The organism is Micromonospora tulbaghiae (assembly GCF_900091605.1).
Lineage (GTDB): Bacteria > Actinomycetota > Actinomycetes > Mycobacteriales > Micromonosporaceae > Micromonospora > Micromonospora tulbaghiae.
Genome location: NZ_FMCQ01000010.1, coordinates 189,669 through 214,001, shown reverse-complemented (window position 1 = coordinate 214,001; position 24,333 = coordinate 189,669). Strand labels below are relative to the sequence as shown.

At 74.1% G+C, this 24,333-nt stretch carries 30 protein-coding genes; 18 read left to right on the top strand and 12 right to left on the bottom strand.

Translation table 11 applies throughout. The features are described 5' to 3' along the window. Positions 1-41 precede the first annotated feature (41 nt). Genes GA0070562_RS26285 through GA0070562_RS26265 form a run of 5 tightly spaced genes read right to left on the bottom strand, consistent with a single transcriptional unit; the run spans position 42 to position 2,481 of the window. Positions 42-257, bottom strand: a complete 216-nt coding sequence (locus GA0070562_RS26285) for a DUF4926 domain-containing protein (RefSeq protein ID WP_091427016.1) — start codon at positions 255-257, stop codon at positions 42-44. Between the two features lie 2 nt (positions 258-259). Then, positions 260-580 carry a hypothetical protein gene (locus GA0070562_RS26280; RefSeq protein ID WP_091427015.1) on the bottom strand — a complete coding sequence of 107 codons (321 nt, stop codon included), beginning with the start codon at positions 578-580 and terminating at the stop codon, positions 260-262. Then, positions 580-1,776 (bottom strand): hypothetical protein, encoded by a 1,197-nt coding sequence (locus tag GA0070562_RS26275; RefSeq protein ID WP_091427014.1) that lies wholly within the window; start codon positions 1,774-1,776, stop codon positions 580-582. Before GA0070562_RS26275 ends, GA0070562_RS26280 begins: the two co-directional genes overlap by 1 nt. Continuing rightward, positions 1,773-2,093 (bottom strand): type VII secretion target, encoded by a 321-nt coding sequence (locus GA0070562_RS26270; protein WP_091427013.1) that lies wholly within the window; start codon positions 2,091-2,093, stop codon positions 1,773-1,775. Before GA0070562_RS26270 ends, GA0070562_RS26275 begins: the two co-directional genes overlap by 4 nt. Next, positions 2,080-2,481 carry a YbaB/EbfC family nucleoid-associated protein gene (locus tag GA0070562_RS26265; RefSeq protein WP_091427012.1) on the bottom strand — a complete coding sequence of 134 codons (402 nt, stop codon included), beginning with the start codon at positions 2,479-2,481 and terminating at the stop codon, positions 2,080-2,082. The genes GA0070562_RS26270 and GA0070562_RS26265 overlap by 14 nt, the downstream gene beginning before the upstream one ends. Positions 2,482-2,645: 164 nt before the next feature. Between GA0070562_RS26265 and GA0070562_RS26260 the strand changes: the two genes are divergently transcribed. From GA0070562_RS26260 to GA0070562_RS26240, 5 genes are read left to right on the top strand one after another with little or no spacing between them, the layout of a single operon-like run. Then, positions 2,646-3,473, top strand: coding sequence for a hypothetical protein (locus GA0070562_RS26260; RefSeq protein ID WP_091427011.1), 828 nt, complete (start codon positions 2,646-2,648; stop codon positions 3,471-3,473). A 19-nt stretch (positions 3,474-3,492) separates the two neighbouring features. Then, positions 3,493-3,819 (top strand): hypothetical protein, encoded by a 327-nt coding sequence (locus GA0070562_RS26255; protein ID WP_091427010.1) that lies wholly within the window; start codon positions 3,493-3,495, stop codon positions 3,817-3,819. 1 nt (position 3,820) lies between these two features. After that, positions 3,821-4,315 carry a WXG100-like domain-containing protein gene (locus tag GA0070562_RS26250; protein WP_091427009.1) on the top strand — a complete coding sequence of 165 codons (495 nt, stop codon included), beginning with the start codon at positions 3,821-3,823 and terminating at the stop codon, positions 4,313-4,315. Next, on the top strand, positions 4,308-4,793 hold the full coding sequence (locus tag GA0070562_RS26245) for an EndoU domain-containing protein (RefSeq protein WP_194802462.1): 486 nt from the start codon (positions 4,308-4,310) through the stop codon (positions 4,791-4,793). The genes GA0070562_RS26250 and GA0070562_RS26245 overlap by 8 nt, the downstream gene beginning before the upstream one ends. 2 nt (positions 4,794-4,795) lie before the next feature. Next, the gene (locus GA0070562_RS26240) at positions 4,796-5,209 is read left to right on the top strand and encodes a hypothetical protein (RefSeq protein WP_091427008.1); all 414 of its coding nucleotides are present in this window, start codon (positions 4,796-4,798) and stop codon (positions 5,207-5,209) included. Between the two features lie 6 nt (positions 5,210-5,215). Here GA0070562_RS26240 and GA0070562_RS26235 read toward each other — a convergent pair whose 3' ends face one another. Both GA0070562_RS26235 and GA0070562_RS26230 read right to left on the bottom strand, forming a co-directional pair. Further along, entirely contained in the window at positions 5,216-6,583 is a 1,368-nt protein-coding gene (locus GA0070562_RS26235) for a pyridoxal phosphate-dependent decarboxylase family protein (protein ID WP_091427007.1), read from the bottom strand. 41 nt (positions 6,584-6,624) lie between these two features. Continuing rightward, positions 6,625-8,592, bottom strand: coding sequence for an AfsR/SARP family transcriptional regulator (locus tag GA0070562_RS26230; protein WP_091427006.1), 1,968 nt, complete (start codon positions 8,590-8,592; stop codon positions 6,625-6,627). A 98-nt stretch (positions 8,593-8,690) separates the two neighbouring features. On the opposite strand from GA0070562_RS26230, the gene GA0070562_RS26225 reads away from it, so the two are divergent. Next, a complete protein-coding gene (locus GA0070562_RS26225; protein WP_091427005.1) occupies positions 8,691-9,569 on the top strand; it encodes an alpha/beta fold hydrolase in 879 nt (292 codons plus the stop codon). 50 nt (positions 9,570-9,619) lie between these two features. Here the strand turns inward: GA0070562_RS26225 and GA0070562_RS26220 are convergent, their stop codons facing one another. Together GA0070562_RS26220 and GA0070562_RS26215 are read right to left on the bottom strand one after the other, a co-directional pair. Beyond that, a complete protein-coding gene (locus GA0070562_RS26220; protein WP_091427004.1) occupies positions 9,620-10,591 on the bottom strand; it encodes an ABC transporter permease subunit in 972 nt (323 codons plus the stop codon). Beyond that, a complete protein-coding gene (locus GA0070562_RS26215) occupies positions 10,588-11,421 on the bottom strand; it encodes an ABC transporter ATP-binding protein (RefSeq protein ID WP_091427003.1) in 834 nt (277 codons plus the stop codon). The genes GA0070562_RS26220 and GA0070562_RS26215 overlap by 4 nt, the downstream gene beginning before the upstream one ends. Positions 11,422-11,539: 118 nt before the next feature. Between GA0070562_RS26215 and GA0070562_RS26210 the strand changes: the two genes are divergently transcribed. The 4 genes from GA0070562_RS26210 (at position 11,540) to GA0070562_RS26195 (ending at position 15,149) form a co-directional block, all read left to right on the top strand. Then, positions 11,540-12,661 (top strand): sensor histidine kinase, encoded by a 1,122-nt coding sequence (locus GA0070562_RS26210; protein WP_091427097.1) that lies wholly within the window; start codon positions 11,540-11,542, stop codon positions 12,659-12,661. Further along, positions 12,661-13,308 carry a response regulator gene (locus GA0070562_RS26205; protein WP_091427096.1) on the top strand — a complete coding sequence of 216 codons (648 nt, stop codon included), beginning with the start codon at positions 12,661-12,663 and terminating at the stop codon, positions 13,306-13,308. Before GA0070562_RS26210 ends, GA0070562_RS26205 begins: the two co-directional genes overlap by 1 nt. 66 nt (positions 13,309-13,374) lie before the next feature. After that, complete coding sequence (locus GA0070562_RS26200; RefSeq protein ID WP_091427002.1) at positions 13,375-14,343, top strand: ATP-binding cassette domain-containing protein; 969 nt, start codon at positions 13,375-13,377, stop codon at positions 14,341-14,343. Beyond that, positions 14,340-15,149, top strand: a complete 810-nt coding sequence (locus tag GA0070562_RS26195; protein ID WP_091427001.1) for an ABC transporter permease — start codon at positions 14,340-14,342, stop codon at positions 15,147-15,149. The genes GA0070562_RS26200 and GA0070562_RS26195 overlap by 4 nt, the downstream gene beginning before the upstream one ends. A 45-nt stretch (positions 15,150-15,194) precedes the next feature. Here the strand turns inward: GA0070562_RS26195 and helR are convergent, their stop codons facing one another. After that, the gene (helR, locus tag GA0070562_RS26190; RefSeq protein WP_091427000.1) at positions 15,195-17,366 is read right to left on the bottom strand and encodes an RNA polymerase recycling motor ATPase HelR; all 2,172 of its coding nucleotides are present in this window, start codon (positions 17,364-17,366) and stop codon (positions 15,195-15,197) included. A gap of 224 nt (positions 17,367-17,590) precedes the next feature. On the opposite strand from helR, the gene GA0070562_RS26185 reads away from it, so the two are divergent. The 5 genes from GA0070562_RS26185 (at position 17,591) to GA0070562_RS26170 (ending at position 20,768) form a co-directional block, all read left to right on the top strand. Further along, positions 17,591-18,382: a TetR/AcrR family transcriptional regulator gene (locus GA0070562_RS26185; protein WP_091426999.1), complete on the top strand. Its 792-nt coding sequence runs from the start codon at positions 17,591-17,593 to the stop codon at positions 18,380-18,382. Between the two features lie 107 nt (positions 18,383-18,489). After that, positions 18,490-18,636 carry a hypothetical protein gene (locus GA0070562_RS30395; RefSeq protein ID WP_162959099.1) on the top strand — a complete coding sequence of 49 codons (147 nt, stop codon included), beginning with the start codon at positions 18,490-18,492 and terminating at the stop codon, positions 18,634-18,636. Beyond that, complete coding sequence (locus GA0070562_RS26180) at positions 18,636-19,856, top strand: YeiH family protein (protein ID WP_091426998.1); 1,221 nt, start codon at positions 18,636-18,638, stop codon at positions 19,854-19,856. Before GA0070562_RS30395 ends, GA0070562_RS26180 begins: the two co-directional genes overlap by 1 nt. Before the next feature lie 32 nt (positions 19,857-19,888). After that, the gene (locus GA0070562_RS26175) at positions 19,889-20,422 is read left to right on the top strand and encodes a flavin reductase family protein (protein WP_091426997.1); all 534 of its coding nucleotides are present in this window, start codon (positions 19,889-19,891) and stop codon (positions 20,420-20,422) included. Between the two features lie 34 nt (positions 20,423-20,456). Further along, complete coding sequence (locus GA0070562_RS26170) at positions 20,457-20,768, top strand: NIPSNAP family protein (protein ID WP_091426996.1); 312 nt, start codon at positions 20,457-20,459, stop codon at positions 20,766-20,768. A gap of 32 nt (positions 20,769-20,800) precedes the next feature. On the opposite strand, the gene GA0070562_RS26165 is transcribed toward GA0070562_RS26170, so the two are convergent. Beyond that, entirely contained in the window at positions 20,801-21,811 is a 1,011-nt protein-coding gene (locus tag GA0070562_RS26165; protein ID WP_091426995.1) for a helix-turn-helix transcriptional regulator, read from the bottom strand. 85 nt (positions 21,812-21,896) lie between these two features. Between GA0070562_RS26165 and GA0070562_RS26160 the strand changes: the two genes are divergently transcribed. Further along, complete coding sequence (locus GA0070562_RS26160) at positions 21,897-22,475, top strand: DinB family protein (RefSeq protein WP_091427095.1); 579 nt, start codon at positions 21,897-21,899, stop codon at positions 22,473-22,475. Positions 22,476-22,496: 21 nt separating this feature from the next. Continuing rightward, entirely contained in the window at positions 22,497-22,853 is a 357-nt protein-coding gene (locus GA0070562_RS30810; protein ID WP_244254788.1) for a DNA glycosylase AlkZ-like family protein, read from the top strand. Here the strand turns inward: GA0070562_RS30810 and GA0070562_RS26150 are convergent. Further along, positions 22,820-23,818, bottom strand: a complete 999-nt coding sequence (locus tag GA0070562_RS26150) for a quinone oxidoreductase family protein (protein WP_217493443.1) — start codon at positions 23,816-23,818, stop codon at positions 22,820-22,822. The two genes, GA0070562_RS30810 and GA0070562_RS26150, sit on opposite strands and share 34 nt — an antisense overlap. An 86-nt stretch (positions 23,819-23,904) precedes the next feature. Here GA0070562_RS26150 and GA0070562_RS26145 point away from each other — a divergent pair, with 86 nt between their 5' ends. Beyond that, positions 23,905-24,327 carry a MarR family winged helix-turn-helix transcriptional regulator gene (locus tag GA0070562_RS26145; protein WP_091426993.1) on the top strand — a complete coding sequence of 141 codons (423 nt, stop codon included), beginning with the start codon at positions 23,905-23,907 and terminating at the stop codon, positions 24,325-24,327. Positions 24,328-24,333 lie beyond the last annotated feature (6 nt).

Below are 24,333 nucleotides of genomic sequence, written 5' to 3'. Positions count from 1 at the left end.
TCTGGTCGATGCTCCCGATGATCGTTCTCGTGAGCACCGGATTACCCTTGGAGGTCGGAGGTGGGGAGCTCGATGAGCTTGTCCGCGGTGAGTACGACGCTGCTGACCGTGCGACCGTCCTCGTCGGCGAACTCCACTTCGTAGGCGCGGTCGTGTCGGTGGTACACGTGCACGACGGTGCCGACCGCGCCGGCTGGGAGGTTCTCCTCGGGCAGGGCCTCCTTGATCTCGACCACGTCGTGCAGACTCAAGGCCACCGCTACTCCATCGGTAGCCTGTAGGTCGCCGCGACGAGTTCTCGAAGGTGTGCCAGCACGTCGGGTTTTTGGTCCGTCTCCGGCAGATCTCGTTCGCCCTCCGCGACCAGAGCGGCACGCCAGTGGCTGACGACTTCGCGCTGGGACTCCGGCGACAGGTCCTCCAGCCAGAACGAGCCGAGGTTGTTGTCGACGATCTCCTGAAGATGCTCGGCGGCGCGTCTGTCCGACAGCCGGGACACGAGAAAATCCAGTGTCCAGTCGAACAGGCCCCCGGTCGCTGTCCAGTCGATCCCGGGCCGGAGGACGATGAGACCGGCCATTACTTCCCCACGATGAAGACGCGCGGGCCGAGCCCGCGATCGGCTATGAACTGTTCGACCATGGATGTCTGCTGCGCCGAGAACCTGGAGACGTCGACCGGAACGAGATCGGCTTTCTCCAGGTGTCTTTCGATCTGGTACTGGAGTTGCGGCCACTGCCGGTCGAAATACTGGCCGGGGAAGTTGCCCACCGCATCATAGGTGCGTCCCGCGCCGTCCACCCAGTCCGCCGAGGAGTCCGACGGTGCCCGTCTCAGCCGCACCCCGAGGTGCTCCTCGACCCGGACCGCCGTCTCGGCCTCGGCTGGCCGGAACCTGCCGGTCGCAGGATCCATGCCCAGATCACGAACCCGCTGTTCCTCATCCACTTTCGGGATACGGGAAGGGTCCCTATCTCCGCTGGGTTTCGACGGACCGGGCGGCGACTCCGGTGAACGGTGTGTCAGTCGGCTCAGCGCCTCCTTCAGCTTTCCGATCAGGTCGCCGAGGCGCCGCATCTCCGGCATCAGCCGCCGCAGGCTCGCCAGCAACCCCCGTAACAACCGCCCGATCCGCGCCGCCCACGACGCCACTGTCGTCGTCACCTGCTCCACCACCAGCGGCGTAGCCAACCCGGCTGTGGCGACCAGTTCGGCCGCGTACACGATCAGGCGGGACACGCAGGCGGCGACGGCGTCGCGGACCAGCAGCCGCACGGCCGCGACCAGGCCGGCGGCGCCCTCGGTGATCGCGGCCATCGCCTCGGCGCCCTGCGCCAGCCCGGTGACGGCCTGTTGCTGCTCGGCAGCCCAGCGGCGGTAGCTGGTGGCGGCGGTGCCGGTCCAGCCGGTGACCTCGGTGCGGACGGCGTGGGCCAGCTCGGCGTCGTCGTCGTGCAGCGACGCGGCGACGGTGCGCCAGGTCTGCGCGTGCGCGGTGATCTCGGCGGGGTCACCGGCGAGCCAGTCGAGGGCCTCGCTGAGCGGCTTGACGTGTTCGATGAGCCAGGCGATGCCGTACTGGAGGAGGACACCGGCCGGGTCGGACACGAGGGCGAGCGCGTCGAGGCCGGCGCTCACGACGCCGAGGCTGCCGTCGATCCAGCTGCCGTTGCGTACGCCCTGAGTGATGAGTTCGATGTCCTCGCAGATCCACACGCCCGCCCAGGCGCTCGGCGCGGTTTCCGCCGCGGTGGCGACCAGCGGGTTCGTGGTCACCGACGGTGCCGTACCCGGTCGAGCAGGTCTGCGGCGTGCGCGTCGGAGGCACGGTAGTGCTCGGCGCTGGACCGCAGCTTCCCGGCGGTGTCCCGGACCGAGGCGGCGGCGGTGCCGATGCCGTCGGCGAGCGTCCGCTGGAGGCCGCCGAGCAGGACGGGCATGACCGCGCATAGCTGTCCGTACGCGTCGGCGCCGAGCCGGACGTGTTGTCCGGCCTGCCGGGCGGTGTCGATGCTGTCGGCGCAGCGGCCGAGGTGGGCGGCGTGCGCGGTCAGGTCGTCCGGGTCGACCCGGAGGCCGTCACCGGGCGGCATCCGGCGTGCCCGGGTCGGGGCCGAGACGCCGCTGGTGGGTCTCGACGATCGCCCGCGCGGCCGGGTCGTCCGCGCCGAGCGTCTCGGTGGTGACCTCGGTGAGCTGTCGCAGCAGGTCGGCGCGGGCGTCCCGGGTGACCGCCAGGATCTGCCGGCCGGTGTGTGCGGCGGAGTGCTGCCGGACGCGTTCGTCCAGGCGCAGATCCGCCAGCAGACCGTTCGCGTCGACGGTGACCTCGATCAACCCGTCGGTGCTGCGGGCGGTGCCGGTCAGTGCCTGTGTGCGGGCGGACAGGTCCCGGGCGCGCGTCGCCCGGGCGGCCAGCGACGACTCCCACTCGTCGAGCCGTCGTGCCGCCGCGTCCAGCGCGGCTTCGTCCGCCCACATGACGACCCTCCCCAGAGGACAGCGGTGACCGACACGGTAGCAACCGGTCGCGCTGCGTGTGGTCCCCGTGACGGTGCGGTGGTGAGCGCACTCCCCTGTGGAGGGACATCCGGGCGTGCCGGGCGTTGCTAGGGTCTGGTTGACCGTGACGGGGAGGCAACGGGATGACACAGGACGCCGCGGCCGACGACTACGCGCTGCGTGTCTCCGGCTACCGCGAGGAGCTGGCGGCCCTGCGTACCGGCGGGCATCCCGCCGGCGGCGTGACGGCCGAGGCGCACGGCCGGGCCGCCGACGGCCAGGTCGAGGTGACGGCGGAGGACGGGCGGCTGCGCTGCGTCGAACTGGCCGCGCCGTTGATGCGGCTGTCCGAAGACGAGCTGGGCCCCCTGGTCGAGCAGGCGGTGAACGACGCGCTGGCCGCGTCCCGGGGCAGCCTGGCGAGCAGCGAACCGGTGGCCGACCTGTCCGCGCTGACCGGAAGCCTCGGGGCCGTCCTCGCCGAGAGCGAGGCGGCGATGCGCCGACTCCACGGCGCGATCGCCGATGCCGTCGCCACAGCCGGTCCGGCGACCGGGCTCGGCGGGGACGTCCCGGCGAACGGCCCGGCGGACCTCCTGCACCAGGTCATGGACGTGCTCGGAACGGCGACCGGCGGCACGCCGCCCGACGGCGGCGGGGACGAGCGGTGGAGTGGATCCGATGACGCCGGGACCGTGCGCGCGGAGGTCGACGGCGCGGCTCGGCTGACCCGGCTGGAGGTCACCCGACCGCCCCGCCGGCTGTCCTCGGCGGAGCTCGGCGAGTCGGTGGTGGTCGCGGTCAACCGCGCGCTGGAGCAGATTCCTCAGGCGGCGGCGCCGCAGGGGGTCGGCTCGGCCGCGCTCGACGTGCGGCTGCGCGAGCTTCAGGAGGCGAGCGTCCGCCAGATGTCCGCACTCACCGGCGCGCTGACCGGCGTGATGCAGACCATCCGGGAACCGGGACGATGACCGACGGAGGGGAGCGCTGATGGCCCGCGAGATCGAGATCGATCCCGAATCGATCATCGGTGCGGGTGACGACATCGTCGCCTCGGCGCAGCGTATGCGTGCCGCACTGTCCGCGTTCGACGCCGAGCTGGCGGCCTTCGGCACGCCGTGGGGCAACGACGACCTCGGCTCGCTCATCGGGATGGTGTACGAGACGATCCGCGACCTGGCGCTGGAGAGCTACGACGCGAACCTCGTCGAGATCGAGGACATCGGGAAGCTGAGCCGGGTGATGGGCCTCAACTACCAGGAGACCGAACGCATGATCACCGAGAGTCTCGGCCGTTTCCGTGAGGTGCTCGGCTGACATGGGAATGACCCTGCCCGGAGAGCTGGTGTCCCTTCTCGGCATGCTCGGCTACACCTGGCCCGAGGCCGACGAGACGAAGCTGCTGGAGATGGGCCAGGCGTGGCTCGCCTTCCCGGACCGGCTCCGGACTCCGGTGGCCGACGCCGACCGGTCGGCGCAGCAGATGTGGACCCAGAACCGCGACGACGCCATCGAACGTTTCCAGACGAGCTGGCAGGCGGCCGACTCGGCGAAGACCAACCTGGACGACGGGGCCTCCGCGGCGGCGCTCATCGGGACCGGGCTCATGGTGTGCGCCGGGATCGTCCTCGCGTTGAAGATCAACGTGATCGTGCAGCTGACGCTCCTGGCGATTCAGATCGCGCAAGCAGTCGCCACTGCCGCTGTCACGTTCGGCGCCTCACTGCTGGAGATCCCGATCTTCAAGCTCATCACCGGTGTCCTCATCGACCAGTTGCTCAACATGGCCACCGAAGCGGTGCTCGGTGGGTAAGCGGGGAAAGGCCGGTCTCTTCACGCCGGTGGAGAAATGGCTCCGGGCCCGGATGCGGCACCGCCGCTACGCGCACATCTTCCGCGGCCACGTGAACACCAACGCCACTCCGCCCCGGGGCACCGGCTTCCACCACCGGTTCATGGGGGAGAACCCGCCGGGTGCCCGGGTCCGGGTCGACGCGGACGGCCGCGAGATGATCCTCGAACGGCACGCCGACGGCACGTACCGCGCCCGCGTCGACGTGCAGGACGACGGCGGTGTCTGGCGCCAGAAGCGCGGTTCGAGCACCTTCTTCCCGGACAACTGGACGCCGCAGCGGGTCGACGAGACGATCGAGGGCGCGTTCCGGTCCGGCGGCCCGCACCCGGACGACCCGAACAAATGGCAGGGGAGGGCGAACGGGTTGCTCGTCGAGGGCTTCTACAATCCCGGTGGCACGACGTGGTACTCGGCTTGGCCGGTGGGGGGACGCTAGCTGTGGGTGACATCCAGTTCGGGCGCAATCAGAACGGCGCGCCCACCATGACCAGCGGTGACGCGCGTTTCCGCCCCTTCGCCTCCCAGCTCGTCAGCGACATCCAGACGTACGCCCCGGACTGCCTCGAGCTGCTGCAGTGCATCGACGACGTGATGTCCGGGCGCTCGGACTACGAGGAGTACGAGGGCAACTCCGCCGTCGTGCGCTGCACGCCGACCGGCGTCCGCGTGGACAGCCTCGGACCGGTGCCGTCGGGAGCGTCGTACACGGTCGACGAGGCCCGCACGGTGATCCTCGCCTACTTCGGCTTCCTCGCCCCCTCGCCCGAGGAGAAGAAGCGCCACCTCGCCACCTGGGAACGGGAGCACGGCGGCCCGTTCCCCGGGCGGCACCTGCTGCGTCTGCCCGGCTGACGCCGCTCAGCGGGCCAGCCGGGCGATCGCCGCCACCGACCGGTCCACGTCCGCCTCCGTCGTGGTCGCGTTCGACACCGAGATGCGCATCAGCCGCCGCCCCCGCCACGTCGTCCCGCCTGCCCAGCACGTCCCGTCGGCCTGCACCGCGGCGACCACCCGGTCGGTGCGCGCGTCGTCGCCGAACCCGACGAGCACCTGGTTGAGCACGACGTCGTTCACCACCTCGAACCCGGCCGCCGTGAGCCCGTCGGCGAACCGACGGGCCAGCGCGCAACACCGCTCGACCAGAGCGGCGACGCCGTCGCGACCCAGCTCCCGCAGGCCGGCCCAGACCGCGAAGCCACGGGCGCGGCGGGAGGACTCCGCGGTCAGGTCCGCGCCCGCGGGCACCCCGCCGGAGCCCACGAGGTACGCGGCCGCGTACGACATGGCCGCCGCGTGCACGTCGGGCCGGGCGCAGAACGCGAACGCGGTGTCGTACGGCAGGTTCAGCCACTTGTGGCCGTCGCAGGCCCACGAGTCGGCCGCCTCCAGCCCGTCCACCAGGTGCCGGGTCGACGGGCTGGCGGCCGCCCACAGCCCGAACGCGCCGTCCACGTGCGCCCAGCCGCCGTACCGGTGGACCAGGTCGCAGGCGCGGCGCAGGTCGTCGCACGCGCCGGTGTTCACGTTTCCGGCCTGCAGGCAGACGATCGTCGGGCCGGGACCGGCGTCGCGCAGCGCCGCCGCCAGCGCGTGCGGGTCGATGGCGCCCTGCGGGCCGGTCGGCACCGGGCGCAGCGCGTCGGTGCCGAGGCCGAGCAGCCGTAGCGACCTGTCGATGGTGGCGTGCCGTTCGGCGCCGGCGAACACGCGGATCACTGGCGCGCCGGGCAGGCCGCGTCGTTCCACGTCCCAGCCGACGTCGGCGAGGACTTGGTGGCGGGCGGCGGCGAGCCCGGCGGTGTTCGCCGCCTGCCCGCCGGTGACGAAACCGACGGACGCGGTCGCCGGGATGCCGAGCAGTTCCTTGAGCCAGGTACCGGCGGCCGTCTCGGCGGCCACCGCGGCGGGGGAGGCGACCGCGTTGAACGCGTTCTGATCCCACCCGGCGGCCAGCATGTCCGCGGCGGTGGCGGCCGGCAAGGCGCCGCCGATGACGAAGCCGAAGTAGCGCGGCCCGGCGGTGGCCACGAGTCCCGGTTCGGCGGCGGCCACCAGCTCCGCGAGCACATGTTCGGGCGGGGTGGGCGCGTTCGGCAGCGGGACGGCGAACGCCTTGTTCAGCGCGGCCTGGTCCACGGGTACGCCGACCGGCCGGTCCGGCAGCGACAGCCGGTAGTCGGCCGCGTGGTCGGCGGCGCGCCGGAGCAGGTGCCTCAGCTCGTCCATCGCCGCACCCTAGCCGAGGACGCACTCCATCCGAGCTGCCCTCATGAACGGTCCTGAGCGCCGGTCACCGCGAGTGCGGCGTCGAGGCGGTCCAGGTGCGCGGCGACCGGCCCGGCGGTGAGCAGGCCGCTACCGGCCCCGGCCAGCTCGTGCGCCGCCGGGGCGAGCGCGCTCCGTGCCCGGAGCATCGCGTCCCGGTCGCCGAGCGCCACAGCGGCCCGGCCGGTGAGGCACCACAGCGCCTCCATGAGCAGGTCACGCGGCGGCGGCGGGGTGCGGCGCAACGCCCTCGCGGCCTCGTCCCGGCGGCCGTCGGCGAGCAGGAGCAGCGGGCGGGCCCAGGGCGCGTACGGGCCCCAGTCGGTGCCACCGGGGAAGGCGGCGGGCCGGTCGTGCCACACCCGCAGGCAGAGCAGCGCCAGCGGCAGCAGTCCGCGTTCCACGCCGGGCATCCCGCAGCCGGCCAGCGCGGTCGCCCACGACCGGTACGCCGCCTCCGCCTCCGGGTACGACGCGCCGGTGGCGGCGGTCCGCATGGCCCGGTAGCCGCCGGTGAACACGCCGACGAGCGGGCTCTCGTGCCGCGCGGCGAGCCGGTCCGCCGCGTCGGCGTGCGCGTCGGCGGCGGTGAAGTCGGCGAGCGCGCTGCGCGCCTGCACCCGGATCAGGTGCCCGAGGATCTCGGCGGTGGCCAGGCCGTGCCGGGCGGCGAGCGCGACCAGCTCCGCGCCGATCGCGTCCCGCTGCGCGGCCAGCCCGGCCCGGTGGAACGTCTGCATGTACACGCCGTTGAGCGCCTGCGCCAGCAGCGCCGGGTCGGCCACCCGCCGCGCGATCGCCTCCGCCTCACGCGCCGCCTCGGCGGGGCCCGGCGACGCCGTACCTCGGGACTCGATCGCGACGGTGGCCAGCAGCCGGGCGCGGGTCGCCTCCGGCGCGTCCGGGCCCAGCCCGGCCAGCGCCCGCTGCGCCGCGGCGACCACCCGGGCCGCCTGCGCCGGGTCGTCCGAGCGGGTCCAGATCGCCGGTACGTCGTACCCGCCGATCACCCGCGCCGTGAACTCCGGGTCGCCCAGGTGCTCGGCCGCGGTGATGGCCGCCTCACGCTGGTCCCGGGCGGCCTCCAGTCCGCCCGGCCCGGTCACCGCGAGGCTGCGCAGCATTCCGACGGTCGACTCCAGCCGGGCTCGCGCGCCGGGCACCACACTGCGCTCGTACGCCGCGGCGGTCTCCGCCCAGACCCGCGCCGGACCGGTCGGTTCGGGTTCGGCCTGGCGCAGCAGGTCGGTCTCCAGCCGTCGCAGCCGCGGCCCCGGGTCGAGGCCGAGCTGGTCGCGCAGCAGTTCCCGGGCGCGGCGCAGCACGGCGAGCGCGTCGGCCTGCCGTCCGGCGCGGTAGAGCGCCGACGCCAGCAGCGCCCACCCCTCTTCCCGCCACGGGTACCCGGCGACGTGGGCGTCGAGATCGGGCACGGCGTCGGCGGCCCGGTCCAGCGCCAGCAGCGCCTCGGCCCGCCGCTCGACGGCGGTGAGCCGGATCTGGTCGAGCCGGGACCGTTCGGCGTGCGCCCACGGCTGGTCGAAGTCGGCGTACGCGGGTCCGCGCCACCAGCCCAGCGCCTCGTCGAGCCGGTCGAGCGCGGCCCGGGGCAGCGCCTCGGCAGTCGCGGTGACGGTGTCCTCGAACCGCCAGGCGTCGACGGTGTCCGGAGCGGCGCGCAGCGCGTACCCCGGTCCGTCGGTGACCAGCAGCCGGGCCGGCTCGCGTGGCCGACGGTGCGGTTCGAGGCGGCGGCGCAGCGCCGCGACGAACGTGCGGACCGCGCCCACCGCGCCGGCCGGCGGGTCGTCCCACAGGTCGTCGACGATCTGCCCGACCGGCACGGTCCGCCCTCGGGCGGCGACCAGCCGCGCCAGCACGGCCCGGTGCCGGGGCCCCTTGAGGTCGACCGGCTCGCCCGCGTCGTCCCAGGCCGTCACCGGACCCAGCACACCGAAACCGACAGGCACCGACCCCTCCTCGCCAGGGGTCACCGTATCGCGCTCATCGGTTGCTCATCCGGCGCCGCCACGCTGGACCGGTACGACGAGACGAAAGAGGGATCGAGATGAGCACCGCCATCGCGGGATTCGACTACCAGCGCGTTCCGGTCGCCGAGGGTGTGACGCTGAACGTGGCGGTGGGCGGCACCGGCAGCCCGGTCGTGCTGCTGCACGGCTTCCCACAGACCCACCTGATGTGGCGGCACGTCGCCGCCGACCTGGCAGGCGAGCACACGGTGATCTGCCCCGACCTGCGCGGCTACGGCGCGAGTGACAAACCGGCCGCCGACAGCGAGGACACGTACAGCAAGCGGACCATGGCCGCCGACGTGGTGGCGCTGGCCCGCGCGCTCGGGCACGAGCGGTTCGCGCTCGCCGGGCACGACCGGGGCGCCCTGGTGGCGGTCCGGGCCGGTCTGGACCACCCGGACGCGGTCACCCACCTGGCGTCGCTGGACGTGCTGCCCACCCTCGACATGTGGGACGTGCTGCACGGCGTGTCCGCTTCGGTGGCGTTCCACCTCTACCTGATGGCCCAGCCGCCCGGCCTGCCGGAGAAGATGATCGCGGGCAGCGCCGACGCGTTCTTCGGGCACTTCCTCGACGCCTGGGCCGGTGAACCGGCGGCCATGCCGGCCGAGGTGCGCGCCGAGTACCTGCGGGCCTCCCGGGAGGCGGTCGACTCGATCGTCGCCGACTACCGGGCGTCGGCCGGGATCGACGTGGCGCACGACCGGGCGGACCGGGACGCAGGGCGGCGGCTGGCCATGCCGGTCACCGTCATCCAGCAGGACTGGGGCGCCGCGCTCGGCTACGACGCGGCGGCGGTGTGGCGGGCCTGGGCCCCGGACCTGGAGCACCGCACCACCACGGCCGGGCACTTCATGGCCGAGGAGGCCCCCGGCGAGGTCGCCGAGGCGCTGCGCGCGCTGCTGAAGCGATAGGTACGGCGGTCCGGGCGCGGCTTGCGCCCGGACCGTCCGCCCCCGTCCGCTCAGCCGGCCCGTCTCCGGACGTGCCACAGGCCGAACGCCGCCAGCAGACCGGCCGCGCCGAGGTGGAGCGCCAGCTCGATCCACTGGAACGCCCAGAACCGGCGGTTCGGCTGGTACGCCAGGTCCACGTGCAGGTCGAGCCCGCCGAGGCAGACCGCTGTGTCACCGAACGTGCCGGTGGCGCCGGTGCGCGGCGGGTCACGGAAACAGGTGCCGAACGCGGCGTCGGAGAGCTGCCGCCCGTCGGCGGTCCGCAGCGGGCTGATGTCGGTGACCCAGGCGCCCGGCACGTCCAGCCCGCCGACGACCGGCGAGCCGGTGATGCTGCCCAGGTTGCGGGCCCGGTTGACCGTCTCGGCGGTCATCGGCACGGTGACCCGCTCCGGCGGCAGGTAGTGCGGGCGCAGCAGGTTCGGCACCGCGAGCTGCACCACGACCACGGCCAGGAACACCACGGCCATCGCCGGCAGGGTGCGGCGCAGCACCAGCCCGGCGACCACGCCGAGGACGAGGGCGAACACGGCGTACCCGGCCGGCGCGACGCCGCGCGCGCCGAACAGCACGGTGCTGAACCGGTCGCCGGCGACCCGGTCGACGGGCGCGGCCGCCCAGGTCAGCAGCGCGCCGAGCACACCGGCGACGAGCGCGGCGGCGGCCGACAGCACCGCGAGCTTGACCGCCAGCCAGCGGCGGCGCGGCACGCTCTGGTTCCACGCCAGCCGGTGCGTGCCCTGCTCCAGCTCCCGGGCCACCAGCGGCGCGCCCCAGAACGCGCCGATCAGCGCGGGCACCAGCGCGAACCCACCGGCGAGGAACAGCATCGTCTGCGCGTACCGGTCGGGCAGCCGGGCCGGGTCGGGCTCGGCCCGGATGTCCGCGCCGAGGCGCAGCAGGTAGGCGCCGGCCAGCACCAGTGCGACGGCGCCGGCGAGCGCCGGAAGGCGGAACTGCCGCACCGTCATCCGGATCATCGGATCACCGCCGGGCGGGCGGCGGCCCGGGACAGGTACGCCAGCACCAGCTCCTCCAGCGTGACCGGCGCGTCGTCGCGTACCGCCGGGCCCCGGACCACGACGCGGCCGGGCTCGGCCCAGACCACCTCGGCCCCGGCGGGCGCGGCGGCGGCCCGGCGGTGCGTGGCGAGCAGGTCAGTGACCGGGCCGGCCACCTGGACCCGGGCGGCGCAGAGCACGACCAGGTGGTCGCAGACCTGCGCCACGTCGCCGAGCAGGTGCGAGGAGAGCACCGCGCCGGCGCCGAGTTCCCGCACGAATCCGGCCAGCCCGTGCATGAACTCGCGGCGGGCCAGCGGGTCCAGCGCGGCGGCCGGCTCGTCGAGGATCAGCAGCTCGGGGCGCTTCGCGGCGGCCAGCGCGAGGGCCAGTTGCGCGCGCTGGCCGCCGGAGAGCCGGCCCGCCTTCTGCGCCGGGTCCAGGCCGACCTCGGCGACGCGCCGCCGGGCCAGCGCCGCGTCCCAGGACGGGTTGAGCCAGGCGCCCATCCGCAGGTGCTCGGCCACGGTGAGGGAGGCGTACACCGGCGTGTCCTGGGCGACGAAACCGACCCGGGCCAGGTGCGCGGCGTCGGCGGCCGGCGGCGAGCCGAGCACCGTCAACGATCCCGAGGTCGGCGCGGTCAGCCCGCAGGCCAGTTGCAGCAGCGTGGACTTTCCGGCCCCGTTGGGGCCGACCAGGCCGACCACGTGCCCGCGCGGGACGCTCAGGTCGCAGTCGGCAAGCGCGGTGCGGCGGCCGTACCGTTTGGTCAGCCGCTCGGCGTGCAGGGCGAGTGGTGGATGCATGCGGCCCATCCTGGGCACGCCGCGACCGGCGGGCATCGGTCCGGAGCAGGGTCCGGCGCGCGACGGACCCTACTTTCGGCCGGTTCGGCCCGGCCCGCGATCTCCTAGCGTGCTGGGCATGGCTACCGAACGGCTCACCCGGGTGGCGGCGACGGCGGGGCTCGCCGTGGTGCTGCTCGCCGCGATCGGCGTCCAGGCGGTGGCGATCGCCGCGAGCTGGGGACTGCGGTACTGGCTCGTCGGCGGGGCGGCCGCCGTCGTGGTCGGCGCGCTGGCTCTGCTACGCCACCGGCAGCGCGTCGTCACGGCCGTTGCCGGACTCGTCGTCGCGGCGTCGGCCGTCGTCGCCGCCCGGCTGTTCGACCTGCCCACCGAGCCGGGGCCCGCGCTGGCGCTGGCGTCGGCCGTCCTGGTCGGATCGGCGGTACGCGCGCTGCCGCCGCTGCCCGCCGGCCTGATCGCCGCCGGTGGGCTCGTGGTGGCGGTCGGGGCGTGGTCGTCCGCCCGGCCTGGGGCGGGCGGGTCCGGGGTGGTGGCGCTCAACAGCCTGTGCTGGCTCGGCGGGGTCGCCGCCGGGCTCACGTTGCGGCTGCTCGACGAGCGGGCGAAGGTCACCGCCGAGCGGGTACGCCGCGACGAGCGGCTGGAGCTGGCCCGGGAACTGCACGACGTGGTGGCCCACCACGTCACCGGCATGGTGGTGCAGGCGCAGGCCGCCCACCTGGTCGGACGCCGGGATCCGGCGCGCGCCACGGAGTCGCTGGCCGGCATCGAGGCGGCCGGCGGCGAGGCGATGCGGGCCATGCGCCGCCTGGTCGGGGTGCTGCGCGACACCGCCGACGCGCCCCCGGCCTCGGCCGGTCCGGAGCAGGTCGAGGAGCTGGTCGAGCGGTTCCGCCGGCAGGGCCCGCCGGTGCGGCTGCGGCTACCGGAACAGACGGCCTGGCCGCCGGAGGTCACCAGCACCGTGCACCGGATCGTCCGGGAGGCGCTGACGAACGTGGCCCGCCACGCCCCGCACGCCGCCCAGGTCACTGTGGACGTGGCGCGGGAGCCGGACGCCGTGGTGGTCGAGGTGACCGACGACGCGTCCGGCGCGCCCGCCGGGTCCCGGGACGGATACGGCCTGATCGGCCTGCGGGAGCGGGTCGAGGCCCTCGGCGGCACGTTGCGCGCCGGTCCCCGCCCGGACGGTGCCGGGTGGTCGGTGCGGGCGGTAGTGCCGAACGGGAGGGCGTGATGACGATCCGGGTGCTGCTCGCCGACGACCAGGCGATGGTGCGCGGCGGGCTGCGGCTGATCCTGGAGGACCAGCCGGACATCACCGTGGTGGCCGAGGCGTCCGACGGCGTCGACGCGGTCGCCCAGGCGCGCCGGCTGCGCCCCGACGTCTGCCTGGTGGACATCCGGATGCCGCGGCTCGACGGGCTCCAGGTGACGCGGGCGCTCGCCGGGCCCGAGGTGGCCGACCCGCTGCGGGTCGTCGTGGTCACCACGTTCGACCTGGACGAGTACGTCTACGGTGCGCTGCGCGGGGGAGCGGCGGGGTTCCTGCTCAAGGACGCCGGACCGGCCCTGCTGGTGGAGGCGGTGCGGGCGGCGCACCAGGGCGACGCGCTCGTGTCCCCGTCGGTGACGGTCCGGTTGCTGCGTCACCTGACCCCGCCCGCGCCGCCGCGTGACGAGCGCCGCCCGGCGCTGTCGGAGCGGGAGGTCGAGGTGGTACGCGAGATCGCCCGGGGCCGGACGAACCTGGAGATCGGCGCGGAGCTGTTCATCTCGCTGAGCACCGTCAAGAGCCACGTCTCCGCGGTGCAGACCAAGCTCGGCCTGCGCAACCGCACCGAGGTCGCGGTCTGGGCGTGGGAGCACCGCGTGGTCGACTGAAAACGTTGGCGGACGCCATACCGTACGTTGTACGTTAGTGCCCTCGTCAACGGAGGGGACACAGACGTGGAACACGCGATCCTCGCGGAGGGCCTGCGCAAGCGGTACGGGGACACGGACGCGCTGGACGGCTTCGACCTGCGGGTGCCACCGGGCACCGTGTGCGGGCTGCTCGGCCCGAACGGCGCCGGCAAGACCACAGCCGTACGCATCCTGGCCACACTGCTGCGCTTCGACGCCGGGCGGGCCGAGGTCGCCGGCTCCGACGTGGCGGGGCAGGCCGACCAGGTGCGCCACCGCATCGGCCTGGTCGGGCAGCACCCGGCGGTGGACGAGGCACTGAGCGGGCGGGAGAACCTGGTCATCTTCGGCCGGCTGTTCCACCTGGACCGGGTCACTGCGAGACGGCGCGCCGGCGAACTGCTCGACCGGTTCGGGCTCGCCGACGCCGGTGGGCGGCCGGTACGCACGTACTCCGGTGGCATGCGCCGCCGCCTCGACCTGGCCGCCGGCATGATCCTCGCGCCCGCGGTGCTGTTCCTGGACGAGCCGACCACCGCGCTCGACCCGCGCGGGCGCAACGAGGTGTGGGAGGCGGTACGCGACCTGGTGCGCGCCGGCACAACGGTGCTGCTCACCACGCAGTACCTGGACGAGGCCGACCAGCTCGCCGATCGCGTCTGCGTGCTCGACGCCGGCCGGGTGATCGCCGAGGGCACCCCTGACGCGCTCAAGTCCCGGCTCGGCGGCGACCGGATCGAACTGGTCGTACGCGACGCCGCCGACCTTGCCACCGCCGCCGGGCGGCTGCGTACGGTCGCCCGCGCCGAACCGGCGGTCGATCCGGACCGGCGGGCGGTCAGCGCCCAGGTCGGCGACCGGGCCGGCGCGCTCACCGAGGTGCTGCGCGCGCTCGACGCCGACGGCGTGACGGTGGCCGACGTGGCGCTGCGGCGACCCACACTGGACGAGGTGTTCCTCCAGCTCACCGGCGGGCCGTCCGCCGACCGGACCGGCGTGGAGGTGACCGCGTGACCGCGACGGTGACCCCGGCCCGGCGCCCGTCCCTGGCCGGTGACGGCCTGACGCTCACCGGGCGCGCGCTGGCGCACTGGCGGCGCGAGCCCGGCCCGCTGATCGGCTCGCTGGGCTTCGACATCCTGATGGTGCTGATGTTCGCGTACCTGTTCGGCGGCGCGCTCCAGGTACCGGGCGGCGGCAGCTACCGGGAGTTCCTGATGCCCGGCATGTTCGCCATGACCATGGTCTTCGGCATCAGCATGACCACCATGGCGGTGTCGGCGGACCTGGACCGCGGTGTCACCGACCGGCTGCGGTCCATGCCGGTGTCCCGGCTGGCCCCGCTGCTCGGCCGCGCGGCCGCCGACCTGATGTTCGCGGTGGTGACGCTCGCCGTCATGCTGCTCGTCGGCCTGGCCGTCGGGTGGCGGGCGCGCGGCGACCTCGGCGACACGCTCGCCGCGCTCGGGCTGATCCTGCTGCTGCGGTTCGCGCTGGTCTGGGTGGGCATCTTCCTCGGCCTGACGGTGAAGGGGCAGAGCGCGGTGACCGCCGTGCAGACGCTGGAGTTCCCGCTCGGCTTCCTGTCCAGCGCGTTCGTGGCGCCGTCCACAATGCCCGCGTGGCTGGGCGCGGTAGCCGAGTGGAATCCGCTGTCCGCGACCGTCGGGGCCACCCGGGAGCTGTTCGGCAACCCCGGCTGGGGCGGCGACTCGTGGGTGGCCACCCACCACCCGCTGCTGGCGGTGCTCTGGCCGCTGGTGCTGGTCGCGGTGTTCCTGCCGCTGTCGCTGCGCCGCTACCGGGCGCTGAGCCGCTGAGCCGTACCCCCGGGGGCGGTCCACACTCCGCCCCCGGGGGTGCGGTCACGGCCCGGTGAGCACGACCAGCTCGCCGGTGGCCCGGGTCATCGCGACATACCGGTCCACCGCGCCGGCGACCCCGTCGCCGAACGCCTCCGGGTCGACCAGCACCACCAGGTCGAACTCCAGCCCCTTGGCCAGCACCGGGCTCAGCGAGCGGACCCGGTCCGTCGCCGGGAACGCCGGATCGCCGATGACGCACGCGAGGCCCTCGCTGTGGGCGGCGAGCCAGCCGTCCACCACCGCGCGCAGGTCGGCGCGGTCGCCGTACCGCACCGGGGCGCCGTCGCGGATGGACGTGGGCACGTTGGCGTCCGGGAGGACGGCCCGGATCACCGGCTCGGCCGCCGCCATCACCTGCGCCGGGGTGCGGTAGTTGACAGTCAGCGTCGCCACCTCGACCCGGTCGAACCCGGCCCGCGCCAGCCGCTGCGGCCACGACTCGGTGAACCCGTGCCGCGCCTGCGCCCGGTCACCGACCACCGTGAAGCTGCGCGACGGGCAGCGCGCCAGCAGCATCTGCCACTGCGCGTCGGTCAGCTCCTGCGCCTCGTCCACCACGACGTGCGCGAACGGCCCGGCCAGCAGGTCCGGATCGGCCACGCTCAACGCGCTGGAGTCGACCAGGCTGGTCCGCATGTCCTCGCCGTACAGCATTGTCATCAGACCCTCGCCGTCGTCGTAGGCGTGCGAGGCGATCAGGGCGTCGACCACCGTGTCCATCTCGACGCGCTGCGCGGCCAGCACCGCCTCGTCGCGGCGCCGCCGCAGCGACGCCTCCGGATCGCCGACCCGCCGCCGGGCCGCGTCCAGCCACGGCAGGTCCGCCACCGTCCAGGCCCGGGGGTCGGCCCGCCGCAGCGTACGGATCTCCTCGGCACTCAGCCAGGGGGCGCACCGGCGCAGGTAGGCCGGCACCGACCAGAGGTCGGCCACCACGTCGAGCGGGTCGAGCAGCGGCCACGCCCGGCCGAATGCCGTGACCAGTTCCCGGTCGCGCCCCAGCGCCCGGCGAACCGCCTCCTCCGGCTCGTCGCCCCGGTACTTCTCCACGAGGATCGTGAGCAGTTCCTCCCACACGTCGTCGCGGGCCTCGTTGTGCGGGACGCCCGGCCCGGCCGCCTCGAACGCCGTCGCCCAGTCGTCGGCGGTCAGCCGCAACTCGGCGTCCTCGACGCCGACCGTCAATACGGTCGTGGGCGGCTCCTCGTAGAACCGGACCGCGCCGTCGATCGCCCGCACCAGGTCCGCCGACGCCTTGAGCCGGGCCACCTCCGGGTCGGTCTCGGGCGCCGCCGCCGCGCCCTCGGGCACCAGGTCGGCGAGCGTGCAGATCTGTACGTCCTCCTCGCCCAGGCTGGGCAGCACGTCGGAGACGTAGTTCAGGTACGGCTGGTGCGGGCCCACGACGAGCACGCCGCCCCGGCGCTCGCCCAGCCGCGGGTCGGCGTGCAGCAGGTACGCGGTGCGGTGCAGCGCCACCACCGTCTTGCCGGTGCCGGGGCCGCCGTCGACCACCAGCGCGCCCCGGGAACCGGCCCGGATGATCGCGTCCTGGTCGGCCTGGATGGTGCCGAGCACGTCGCGCATCCGCGCCGACCGGGTCGCGCCCAGGCTGGCGATGAACGCGGACTGGTCGTCCAGCGCGGCGTGCCCGGCCAGTCCGTCGGCGGTGAACACCTCGTCCCAGTAGTCGGTGATCCGGCCTCCGCTCCACCGGTACCGGCGGCGGCTGACCAGGCCCCTCGGGTCGGCGTGGGTCGCGCCGAAGAACGGCTCGGCGGCGGGGGAGCGCCAGTCCAGCAGCAGCCGGCCGCCCTCGCCGTCGGTCAGGCCGAGCCGGCCCACGTACACCGGGGCCGCGCCGTCCGCGCCGACCATCCGGCCCAGGCACAGGTCCAGGCCGTAACGGCGCAGCGTACGCAGGCGCGCGCTCAACCGGCGTACCTCCTGGTCCCGGTCGACCGCCTGCCGGCCCCGGCCGCCCGCGGCCCGGCGCGTCGCGTCGAGCCGGTCGGTCAGTTCGGCGATCGAGCGGCGCAGGCTGTCCGCGATGGCGGCGAAGTGCCGCTCGTCGGCGGCGATCAGGTCCGGGTCGGCCTTCGCCGACAGACGCTCGGGAAGATCGAAAACGCTCGTGGTGGGCAGGTTCAACTCGTCTCCGATCACGGGCACGGCCGAGCCTCCGCTCTTCGCGGCTCTTTCGAATGCCTCGGCAATGGGTTACGGCCGGCAATTGTGCGCCCTTACCCGGGTCTTGCGGCAAGACCGGGGGTGCGCTATATGTTGGTAGTGGCGGGAGAACCCGCCATTCTTTTTGCGCGAACAATTCTCGGGCCGCCCTTTCCGGCGTCCCGCCGACGGCCGGTGACCGGCGTGGCCGGTAGGATGACGGCACCATGTCGAAGGAGCGCCGGCGCAAGGCCGATCCCGCCCGCAGCCTGGCCCTTCTCTGGCGTACCCGGGAGCCGGCCAGCCGTGGCGCCGGTCCCGGCCTCAGCGTCGACCGGATCGTGCGCACCGCGGTCGAGATCGCCGACGCCGAGGGCATCGACGCGCTCACCATGCGCCGGGTCAGCGAGGCGCTCGGCGTCGGGACCATGTCCGTCTACACGTACGTCCCGGGCAAGGCGGAACTGCTCGACGTCATGGTGGACACCGTCCTCGGTGACCTGCCGCGCCCGTCCGGCGTGCCGGGTGGCTGGCGGGGCCGGCTGGAACGCATCGCCCGCGACAACCTCGCGCTCTACCGGGCCCATCCGTGGCTGCTGCGCGCCGAGACGACCCGGCCGGTGCTCGGCCCGAACGTGCTCGCCAAGTACGACTACGAACTGCACGCGGTAGCGGACATCGGGCTCGACGACGTGGAGATGGACGCGGTTCTCACGCTCGTGCTGGGGCACGCCAAGAGCGCGGCCCGGGTCGCGCTGGACGTGGCCGAGCTGGAACGTGAGACCGGGATGACCGACGACCAGTGGTGGCAGACGCACGGCCCCTGGCTGGAGAAGTTCATGACCGCCGGCAGTTTTCCACTCGCCGCGCGGGTCGGCACCGCCGCCGGTATGGCGCACGGCGGGGCGTACGGGCCGGACCACGCCTTCGAGTTCGGTCTCCAGCGGGTGCTCGACGGCATCTCGGTGGTGGTGGCCGCCCGCGCCGCGGGTGAGCCGGAGCCCGGGAAGACCTTGTAATCCTACTAGTTAAGTAGGAAACTCTCTCCATCGATCGGCTCCGGCCGGTCGATCACCCCTCGCCTCCGGCTGCCCTCCGTCGCCCGCGCGTACCCGTAGGAGCCCTCATGAGCAACGCGCCCACGCCACCCGAACCGCCCACCGCAGGCACGTCCCGGCTCGCCTTCAGCGAGGACTGGGCTGCCACCGTCCTCGGCCTCGCGCTGCTGCTCCTGGTGCTGGCCGGCGCGATCCCCGCCGGGCTGGTGCCGTGATGGCCGCCGCCCCGGAACCCGCCGTCCGCAACACCGCCGCCGGGCCGTCCGCGGCCTCCACCGCGGACGCCCCGGCCACCGCGACCCCGGTGGACCGACCCGCCGGTACGCCCGCGGTCGCTCCACCCCGGGCCGACCTGCGTACCGGCGCGTTCTGGGCCTGGACCGGCCTGGGCCTGCTGGTGGTGCTCGGTCTCGCCGCGCTCACCCGGTACCTCGAACAGAACGTGCCGGTCTGGGCCGAGGGCAGCGCGATCGAGGACGTGGCCGGCGCCGTCGAGTACCCGGTCTACGCGATCCTGCTCGGCCTGCTCGGCAACCTGGTCGTCACCGTGACCGGGCTGCGGGACCGGATCTCCGCCGCGTTCCGTACCGAGTTCTTCATCAAGACCGGTCTGGTGCTGCTCGGCGCCTCGATCAACCTCGCCGTCATCGGGAGCGCCGCCGGACCCGCCATCGCCCAGGCGCTGCTGCTGATCAGTGGCGTGTTCCTGTTCACCTGGTGGCTGGCCGGGCGGTTCGGCCTGGACGAGAAGCTGCGGGCGCTGCTCGCCTCGGCGGTGTCGATCTGCGGAGTCAGCGCCGCCATCGCCGCCGCTGGTGCGGTACGGGCACGCCGGGAGCAGCTCGCGTACACGGCCAGCCTGGTCATCGCGTTCGCGCTGCCGTCGATCTTCCTGCTGCCGTGGCTGGCCGACGTGCTCGGCCTCTCCGACGCGGTCGCCGGCGCCTGGATCGGCGGCAACATCGACACCACCGCCGCCGTCACCGCGGCCGGCGCGCTCGCCGGTGAGGACGCGCTCCAGATCGCCAGCATCGTCAAGGTCACCCAGAACGCGCTGATGGGCGTGGTCGCGGTGGCCCTCACCGCGTACTTCGCGCTGCACGTGGAGCGCCGGCCGGACGCCCCGCGCCCCGGGCTCGGCGAGCTGTGGCGCCGGTTCCCGAAGTTCGTGCTCGGGTTCGTCGCCGCCTCGGTGATCGCCACCTGGTACCTCGACGCGGCGGGCGCGGACGGCAAGGCCACCATGGCCGTCGTCACCGACCTGCGGGTCTGGTTCCTGATCCTGGCGTTCGTCAGCATCGGCCTGGAGGTCCGCGTGTCGTCGCTGCGCGAGGCCGGCTGGCGGCCGGTGACCGTGTTCGCCGCCGCCACAGTGTTCAACCTGGTGCTGGCCCTCGGACTGGCGTCGGTGCTGTTCCACGGCTTCACGGTGTGACCCCACGCCCCCGTACACCTTGGAGGAACGCCGTGCCCGAGCCCGCCGACGCCCCGGTCGACGCCGACGCCGACGCGCTGCGGACGCTGCTGCGCCACCAGGCCAGCACCGTCACGGTGGTCACCGCCGCCGGTCCGCCCGCGGCCGGGTTCACCGCCACCTCGTTCACCGCTGTGTCGCTGCGGCCGCCGATCGTCTCGTTCTGCCTGGACCTGGGCTCGTCGAGCTGGCCGGTGGTGTCCCGGGCCCGGCACGTCGGGGTGCACCTGCTCGGGCACGGCCAGCACGAGGTGGCCCGGAGGTTCGCCACCAGCGGGATCGACCGGTTCGCCGAGCCGACCCGCTGGCGGCCCGGCCCCGAGGGGGTGCCGGTCCTCGACGACACGCTGGCCTGGCTGCTGTGCCGGGTGGTGGACCGGGTGGTCGTCGGCGACCACGCGATCGTGCTGGCCGAACCGGAGCTGTTGCGGCACGCCGACGTCGGGTCGCCGCTGCTCTACCACCGGGGGCGGTACGCCGGCCTCGCCGGCACGACCGACCCCGGCGACCGCCGCTCCGCCGCCTGAGCGGCAGGGGACCGGGCGTCGCTATCGTGGCCGGGTGATCACCTGCGTCGTGCACTACACGATCGACCCCGCGAAGACCGAGGCGTTCGAGCGCTTCGCCCGCACCTGGATGCGGCTGGTGGCACGGCACGGCGGCGTGCACCACGGCTACTTCCTGCCCGCCGAGGGCGCCAGCGACCGGGCCGAGGCGCTGTTCAGCTTCGAGAGCCTGGCGGCGTACGAGCAGTACCGGGCCCGGTTCGGGGTGGACCCGGAGTTCGTCGCCGCCGACCGGATCCGCGACGAGTCGGGCTGCGTCCTGCGGTACGAGCGCACGTTCATGCGCCCGCTCCTGCCCACCGACTGACACCGGCGCGACCCGGGCAGTGGGAGGCGCGGTCAGCCGGTGCGCGGCGAGTCCGGGGTCTGTGCGGCGGCGGCGTAGCGGCGGGCCAGGCGGGCGAACGCCTCCCGTAGCTCCGGCGGGCCGACCACCTCGATGTCGGCGTCGTAGCGGCCGAGCACGGCGGCCAGCCCGGGCCACGACCAGGCGCCGAGCACCAGCCGGCAGCGGTCCGGGCCCAGTTCCTCGACGATCCCGTCGCGGGTCCACGCAGAGACCGTCCGGGCGGGCAGGTCGAGGATCACCTCGCCCCGGCAGGGCCAGTCGCCCGGGCCGGTGCCGCCCTTGAACCGGCCGGCGACGTACGCGGCCACGTCCCCGCCAGGCAGCTCACGGGGCGTGAACCGGGGGCCGGTGGGCGTACGCGGGCTGATCCGGTCGACCCGGAACGTGCGCCAGTCGTCGCGGTCGAGGTCCCAGGCGACGAGGTACCAGCGCCCACCCCAGGTGACGAGGTGGTGCGGCTGCACCCGGCGCGGCGGCCGGTTCGGATCCGGCGGCGCGGCGGACACCGACTCGTAGTCGAAGCGCAACTCCTCGCGGGCGTGCACGGCGGCGCTCAACGTCATCAGCAGCGCCGGTTCCACCCGGTGCCGGGCGGGCGTACCGGCGCGTTGCACGTCGACCACCCGCAGCCCGTCCACCCGGTGCCGCAGCCGCGCCGGCATCACCTGCCGCACCGTGGTCAGCGCCCGCGCGGCCGCCTCCTCGATGCCGGTCACGCCGCTGGCGGCGGTCTGCAACGCCACGGTGAGCGCGACGGCCTGCTCGTCGTCGAAGAGCAGCGGCGGCAGCGCGGAACCGGCGCCCAGCCGGTAGCCGCCGTCCGGCCCCTTGGCGCTCTCGATCGGATAGCCCAGCTCGCGCAGCCGGTCGACGTCGCGGCGCACGGTACGCGGGCTGACCCGCAGCCGTTCGGCGAGCAGCGATCCCGGCCAGTCCCGTCGCGCCTGCAACAGGGACAGCAGCGAGAGCAGTCGGGCGGAAGTCTTCGGCACGACACGCATTCTGCCGCGAGAAGAGGACACTTTCTGACCGCTATGCCTGCGAGGGTGGACCCGTACCGATCAGGACCGGAAGGAACCGATGACGATGACCGGCACCACCACGACCCCCACCACCCTCGACGCCGAGCGGGCCGACCTGCTGGCCGAGCTCGCCGACGCCCGGAACATGCTGATCAACGCGGTGCGCGGCCTCACCGACGAGCAGGCCGGGCAGAAGCCGACAGTCAGCGCGCTCTGCCTCGGCGGCCTGATCAAGCACGTCGCGTCCACCGAGGAGGCGTGGCTGCGGTTCGTGGTCGAGGGCCCCTCGGCGATGTCCTTCGCCCTGCCCGAGGGCGTCACCTGGGAGGACTTCATGTCCGGCCAGGCCCGCGAGCTGCCGCAGTGGGCGATCGACCGGGGACGTGACTTCCAGATGCTGCCCGAGGACACGCTGCCGGCGATCCTCGACCGGTACGCCCGCATCGCCGCGCGTACCGAGGAGATCGTCGCCGGCGTCGAGGACCTGTCGGCGACCTGGCCGGTGCCGGACGCGCCGTGGAACGAGCCGGGCTCGGTCCGCAGCGTCCGGCGGGCGCTGATCCACGTCATCGCCGAGACCACGCAGCACGCCGGGCACGCGGACATCCTGCGCGAGAGCATCGACGGGCAGACCACCACCTGAGCCGGCCGGGGGACGGCGGCCATGACAGTGCTCGGCCGGCGCGCGCTCAACCGGGCGACGCTCGCCCGGCAACTGCTGCTCGACCGCGCCGGCCTGCCGGTGGCCGGCGCGGTCGCGCACCTGTGCGGACCGCAGGCCCAGGAGCCGCAGGAACCGTGCGCCGGGCTCTGGTCACGGCTGCGGTCCTTCGACCCGGTGGTGCTGTCGGACCTGCTGGCGCGCCGCCGACTGGTGCGGTGCTCTCGCTGGCGCCGACCCCACGGGCGCCGTGGCGCGGGCTGTGGCGCAGCACGGTCGGCGGCCGGGCCGGCCCTGAGTCACCGAGCTCCACCAGCGGCGGCGCCTCATCCGACCGTGAGTGCCAGCTTCCCGACGTAGTGATCATCCAGGGCGCGGTGTGCATCCTGGACCCGCTCCAACGGGAAGGCCCGGGCGACGTGGACCTCGAAGGAGCCCGCCTCGATGATCGCGTTCAGCCGATCGGTGGCGGCGCGGCTTCGATCGCCGTCGTAGTGGGACACCGGCGCGCCCGGCGACGACGCGAGCGCGGGCAGGACGCCGTTCGGCCAGGCGATCCGCCCCGAGTTCCGGATCGCGTGAAGAGCGCGTTCGGCGGTTCCGCCGCCCACTGTGACCAGAGCCGCGTCCAGTCCGCCCGGTGCGAACTCCAGCGCTGCGGCCGGCACATCGTCCCTGCGGCCGTCGACCGCGTCGTCGGCGCCCAGTCGCCGGGCCAGGGCGACGCCGTCGTCACCGGAGGCTACTGCCAGCACCCGGATGCCACGATGCCGCGCCAGTTGCACGGCCATGTGCCCGATGCCCCCGCTGGCGCCGAAGACCATGAGCGTCTCGTCCGGCCGCAGGCCGAGCAGGTCGAGGCCGCTCAGCGCGGTCAGGGCGTCCCAGGCCATCGCGCCGGCCTGTCCGGTCGGCATCCGGTCGGGCACGCGCGCGACGAACTCCGCCTCGACGACGGCGTACTCGGCGTAGAAGCCGCCGCGCGGCACCGGCATCGTCGCGGCGTAGACACGCTCGCCCACCTCGAACCGGGTGACGTCGCGTCCGACAGCGGCCACCGCGCCCGCGCCGTCCCAGCCGAGGACGTAGGGGAAGCTCGACGCGACACCGAAGACCCCGTCGTATTCCCCCTCCCGCTCGCCCGCGTCCCAGGACCCGACCCCTGCGGACTCCACCCGGATGAGGACGTCGTCGGCGCCGACCTCCGGAAGCGGTATCCGGCGCGACGAGAGCTCGCCGACTCCACCGAACCGATCCAGGACGACCGCGTTCATCCGCGGCCTCGGGACCGCGCCGCCCGCTGTGTGCTCGGCTCTGCCGTCCATCTGACCTCCCCGTTGCTTGAGTTAATCAAGGATCAGTGGAGCACAAGTATTTGAGCGAATCAAGCATCTGCTCTAGGCTGGGTGCCATGGCACTGCCCAGCGGACCCGTGACCGCCTCGTCCGATGCGGAGGCCGCGTTGTTCGACCTGGTCGACGTATACGACCGTGCCTACGAGGCGGCCGCGGCCGAGCTGTCGCTGAGCCCGGCCCAGGCATGTGTGCTCGGACGACTCGACGAGCGACGCGGCATGGGCGCCCTGGCCGAGGAACTGGGCTGTGACGCCTCCAACATCACCCAGATCGTGGTGCGGCTCGAAGCGCTCGGCCTCGTCACCCGTGAACCGAATCCCCGGGACCGCCGCGCGCGGCTCGTGGCGCGAACTCCCCGAGGCGATGAGATCTACCATCGGTTCGCCGCCGCCTTCACCTTCGCCCGCTCGGCGGTCGGGCGACTGACACCCCAGGAACAGGACCAGCTGACGGCGCTGCTGCGCAAAGCTCTGGGCTGACCCCCC